The sequence below is a fragment of the Moorena sp. SIO3H5 genome (genome assembly GCF_010692395.1).
Classification (GTDB): Bacteria; Cyanobacteriota; Cyanobacteriia; order Cyanobacteriales; family Coleofasciculaceae; genus Moorena.
Genome location: NZ_JAAHHS010000466.1, coordinates 1 through 5,601, shown reverse-complemented (window position 1 = coordinate 5,601; position 5,601 = coordinate 1). Strand labels below are relative to the sequence as shown.

Below are 5,601 nucleotides of genomic sequence, written 5' to 3'. Positions count from 1 at the left end.
CTGTCACTAATGCAGTATTTCCCATCATTATCTCCTTTGTTTATACCGTTTATTATAGCTATGAGGTATACAGGATTTTTTACCTATTATCTCTTACCTTCTTCCTGCTCCCTGCTCCCTGCTCCCTGCTCCCTAACACCGGAAACAGGGAATAAAAAATGTACCCATGAGTCCGAGAAACGCTCTATTTGAACTAGATGCTAAATTGCTCTTTAATACCTTGGATAAACGTCTTATCATCCAATTCTTTTCGATTAGCTACCATCATCCTGGCATCTTCGCCAGCAGTATATCGCAATTTATCAGTGCCGTCTGTTGCTGCTTCATAAATCACGTTAGCGACAACAATAGGCTCAGAAGCCTGCTCAGCCAAAGATTCCATCGAATTGAACAGCTTACCAATTAATTCTTGATACTCAGTTAAATTTTCATCGTTGTTCATATCAAGGGAGCGACCAGCAAAATCCGTGTTAATCACTCCTGGTTCAATAATTTTAACTTTGCAGCCAATTGCTTGCAGTTCAAAACTCAGACCTTCGGAAATCCCCTCAACAGCAAATTTAGTTCCGTTATATAATGAAAATAATGGAAAGGTCATTTTGCCACCAATCGATGAAATATTAATTAATATACCATCTTTATTTTGTCTGAAATGGGGTAGGATTGCTTTGGTTACATCTAACAGCCCAATAACATTAACATCAAATTGTCTTATTATTTTTTCCCTGGGGGTTGCTTCTAAAAGACCATAAGCACCATAACCGGCATTATTTACCAAAACATCTATTTTGTCGAATTTTTCAATACCTAGCTGAACGGCTTTTGTAATTGAATCTTGCTCTAAAACATCTAGTCTTGTCACCAATACATTATCAAGGGTGGTTAGTTCTGTTTCTTTTTCTGGAGTTCTCATGGTTGCTACCACGTTCCAACCCTTTTCCTGGAACAATTTTGCAGTTGCTTTTCCAATACCGCTGCTTGCTCCTGTTATTAAAATTGTCTTACTCATTTTGGATTCAAACTAATTTTTGTTATTTGACTACGACAATTCAACCTTGAATGTCGATTCAGTTTGATCCTATAGTAACGAAGCGGTAAATTTGACTAGCAAGTTACGCCTTCACTAGCAAGTTACGCCAAACTACCTGCAAAGTGCGCCAATCAAGAATTATTCACGTTATGTGGCAAAAAGCGAAAAGATGACTGTTGTCAAAGACAGATATAGCAATTATCATAGCTATGAGGTACAAAATTTCTGAATTTTATGGAACAGGGAATAGGGAATAGGAAAGAGGAAATAGGGATGCGCTGCATCAAGAGGTGCGACCCGTGGCGAATTTAATTCTTAATGGGTCAAGGGCACCTAACAGCGAATCAACTTTAAAGAAGACTGTACCTCATAACTGAGAGAAACGCTATATATAGCGAAGGGGTTTTTAGACAATCGCACCCTTGTTAAGCCCAAATGCCTGTAAATTCCTTAGTTGGGAGAATGGTGTCTACTATGGGAGAATGGTGTCTACTAAAACAGCGCCAGTCAGATCAGCCCCATCTAAGTTAGCTCCAGTAAAGTTAGCTTTGGTGAGGTCAGCATTCACAAGCAGAGCATTACTAAAGTCACCGTTAATTGCAACACCATTAACAAAGGTTACACCGGTTAAATCCGCTCCAATAGTGTCTGAATCAGCACCGTCACTAAAGTTTGCATCTGTCAAGTTAGTAACATTTAAGTTGGCACCAATAAGATTAGCATCTTGGAAATTACTACCGATAAAGCTGCCTAACTCTAAGCTAGCTCCGCTGAGGTTTGCATCTGTGAATCTAGTCAGGTTGTCTCCAGTAGCTTCTTTGAAATTTGCATCGATAAGACTAGCACTAGTAAAGTCGGTTCCAGTGACGTTTGTTTTCTGAGCAACGACGTTATCTAAGATGGCTCCATCCAGTTCAGCACCGCTCAGAATCGCTTCGGTCAAGTCAGCACCGCTGAGATCGACTCCACTCAGGTCTGCCCCGGTTAAATTCGCGCCTTTTAATTTGGCTCCAGTGAGATCAGCTCCTGTTAGATCAACTCCAGTTAAATCGACTCCTTCCAGGAAGGCGTTGTCGAGTTCGACTCCTCCGGTCAAGACTGCTCCGGTTAGAATCGCCCTGTTCAGGTTGGCATTACTTAAGTCAGCTCCGGTGAAGTTAGCATTGGTTAAGTTTGCATCTTCTAGAAAGATACCTTCTGCAGAAACACCTGTGAAATTAGCATCATTGAGGAGAGTATCAGCCAGACTAACACCAGTCAGTATAGTGGGTGTATTGGCATCAAAAGCACTAAAGTCAGCACCACCAAGATTGAGATCTTCGGCACTGAAGTTAGTTAAATCAGCACCTCGGAAGCTGGAATTGGTTGAGGTTGCTCCTCCAAGTGCTGAAACATCAGTCCACTGGACACCACTGAGGTTTGCCAAATCAAAGGTAGCGTTACTGAGAGTTATATCCGTGAAGCCGACTCCGGTAAAGTCCACTCCTGTGAAATTGGTATTGACTATGAGATTAGCTTCAAGGCTAGCCCCTTGCAGGTTAGCATCCGTAAAATTAGCATCTGTTAAATCAGCAGCTTTGAGATTTGCTTGAGTCAGATTAGCTCGGGTAAAGTTAGCTCCAGTCAGATTTGGGCGCTCCGACTGTTCTCCACTGAGCTCAGCTTTGAATAAATTGGCATCTTGTAATTGGGCATTGGACAGGTCAATACCATTAGTACTAATCTCAGATAAGTTAACCTCTCGCAGGTTAGCACCACTGAGATTGACATTCTCTAATGTTGCTCTAAAAAGGGTGGTTGTCGGGAAGGTTGCACTGGGTCTGAAGTTGGCATTGCTGGCATTAACATTTAACCAATTTGTTTCTTCAAAGTTAGTTCCTCTCAGCTTTGTGTCAACAAATGAGACATTGGTCAAAGTGGCTTTAAAAAAGGTAGAACCATTAAGATTCTGACCATTAAAACTATTTCCAACCAGATCTTGCTCGCTAAAATCTAAAACTGCCATAGCTATATACCTTTGCAAAACTTAAGGTCTATAGGAACAGTAATCAGATCTATATCGAGAGGAAAGCCAATGTGGCCTATTTATGTTAATTTTTGTAAATTTACGTGATGTTTGGTGAAATGTAAGTGCTGATAACTTCAGTGTGAGGTAAAATTAATTGCTATTTTTTAATGATACAGGAGACAGCAGCCAAAATTCAGGATAATCCTCTAGAATTTATGGGGAGCGGTGTTGCATCGTAGTCATTAATCCATTGGTGGGCAGTGCCGACCAGGGTGATTGGCTAGGTTGCTGAATCTGTCTGATGCACTGCCCACCCTACATCAACAACCTCTGATTTAGAGTGAGTAGTTCACGCGCTAACTACCACTTGTCCTACAGGATGAGCCACACAAGTCAAAATCATGCCTTGGTTCCGTTCATTCTCTTTGAGAGCATCAGGTTCCTCGTCATACTCGACTTTCCCTTTTAGAAGCTTTTGCTTACAAGCACCACAGGCTCCCATGCGGCAACCGCTGGGTAATGCCACCCCTTCTTGTTCCGCCACATCTAGGATCACATCCTCTGCATCACAGCTGACTTCTTTCCCAGACTTAGCAAAGACTACAGTTGGTTCTGAACAGGTTGATGGTGATTTCACTAAGTGTAGTCTAGGACGAGCTTCCGCTGTGACTGGTGTAGGAGTTGTTGTTGCTGTTGCTGTCTTTTTTGACAACTTTTTGCCACCAAAACTCTCTTCATAGTAGTTCTCCATCGGGAAGTCTAGACCGGCTAGCATGGCTTTCACCCCTGCCATAAAGGGATTCGGACCACAGACATAGACAATGCGATCGCGAAAATCAGGAGCCATCTGTTGCACCATGGCTTGATTAAGTCTTCCGGTATAACCCCACCAAGCTTGGTCTAGTTGTGGACGAGTGGTGGTAATAGCAGGCTTAAAGTTGGGGTGCAAAGCCACCATCAACTCTAATTTCTGACGGAAGATGATATCTTTTGCGCTACGAGCGCTGTGAATAAAGACCACATCCACATCAGCGCCAATGTCACAAAGCCACTCAGACATGGACATCATCGGAGTAATCCCGCTACCTGCTGAAATGAACAGCAGCTTATTAGCAGAATGGTCAGCACAGGTAAATTTCCCCATTGGGCCATTTAATCTCACCTCGGACCCGACTTTGATGTTGTCGTGCAACCAGTTAGACACCAAACCCGCTGGAACATCAGGAGCATCGGCTGGTGCTGGAACTCGCTTGACAGTAATGTCCAAAGTATAAGGACGTGAGGGGGCTGACGAAATGGAGTAGGAACGCTTCACTGGTTTGCCATCAATTTCCAAATCCAGAGTGACAAACTGACCTGGCTTGTAGCTGAACAACATTGGCGAGTCCGCCACAAAGCGAAAAGTCTTGACATCATGGGTCTGATCAATGATTTGCACACAGCGGACAGTAATCTTACCCTTAGTCCACTGCTTCATCCCAGTGGTATTGTCATCTACCACTAGGTTTTTTTCCTGCTTAGAATCATACAGCTGTAGTTCTTTGACCAGCAGCACAAAGTCACCGATGCGGATAATATCCTCTTCCCTCAGGAGCCAGTTCTGGTTAACATCCATCTCCTCATTATTGATCCGAGAGCCATCGGTGCTACCGAGGTCAGTAAAGTAATACTTTCCCCCTTGGCATAGGATTCTGGCATGTACACGACTCACTACAGGACTATCCAGAACTAGGTCACAACTCGGGTGACGACCAATAAGATACTCACCTTGAATCCCAGTTTCCGGTTTCAGGGTTTTTTCCTGTAACTCGTTAGTTTGAGAGTTGATAAGTATAGTTTTCAGCATGTTTAGTGTCACTCCAGATTACCGCAATAATCGGTTAATTGTGTCAATTACTCAGGACTTACCCATAAACTCTGCCGCTAAGGTGGGTTGATAACACACCATACTAAATAAGTGCGTTTGCGTTTGTTACCCAATTTGGCATAAGTCCTGGTAATGAACTATGAGAGGATGATGTATGCTAACTTCAGGTGCGCACCTTGATCGAATTTAATTCTTAATGGTAAGACCGCACCTAACATTTGAATTAACACTTGATACCAGCATCATACTTAGTACCCTTGACCTCTGGCAAAAGTTCAGGGAACGCGCCTCTTGAACACATAGCTATATACTTCTCAGCCTTTTGGTAATTTTTTATGCAACAGCATTTTATAACAGCTCCATGCTTATACCAGAAGTCAGAAGTCAGAACTCACAAGTCAAACTCTTGCGCTTACTTAGGTTTGAGACTTTTGTCATGTCTTAACTACCCTAGCGACTGCTATACCTTCGAATCGCTACCAAAATTATTTCAATGGTGAAACTTTGTGAAAAAGTAGTAAACTACATGAAGTTGTTCTTGAAAGTAGTAAAGAGTTCAGTTTTGAAGAACATCAAGTTCGACTTATTTGAACCTCATATATTCATCAAACTCCACTGCTAACTGACTTACCGGCTGAGAAGATCTGACTTGTGCCTGACTTGTGCCGGACTTTTAGAGCTGATTTGTAAACTTAG

4 protein-coding genes are annotated in these 5,601 nt (G+C 42.5%); 1 reads left to right on the top strand and 3 read right to left on the bottom strand.

The window, feature by feature from the left end; genetic code table 11:
• Positions 1-192, top strand: a 192-nt coding sequence (locus F6K52_RS31375; protein ID WP_293088151.1) for a hypothetical protein, incomplete at its 5' end; no start/stop codon positions are given.
• Between the two features lies 1 nt (position 193).
• Here F6K52_RS31375 and F6K52_RS31370 read toward each other — a convergent pair.
• The 3 genes from F6K52_RS31370 to F6K52_RS31360 form a co-directional block, all read right to left on the bottom strand.
• On the bottom strand, positions 194-1,009 hold the full coding sequence (locus F6K52_RS31370; RefSeq protein ID WP_293088149.1) for an SDR family oxidoreductase: 816 nt from the start codon (positions 1,007-1,009) through the stop codon (positions 194-196).
• Positions 1,010-1,502: 493 nt separating this feature from the next.
• A complete protein-coding gene (locus tag F6K52_RS31365) occupies positions 1,503-3,035 on the bottom strand; it encodes a pentapeptide repeat-containing protein (protein WP_293088147.1) in 1,533 nt (510 codons plus the stop codon).
• 352 nt (positions 3,036-3,387) lie between these two features.
• On the bottom strand, positions 3,388-4,884 hold the full coding sequence (locus tag F6K52_RS31360; protein ID WP_293088145.1) for an FHA domain-containing protein: 1,497 nt from the start codon (positions 4,882-4,884) through the stop codon (positions 3,388-3,390).
• Positions 4,885-5,601 lie beyond the last annotated feature (717 nt).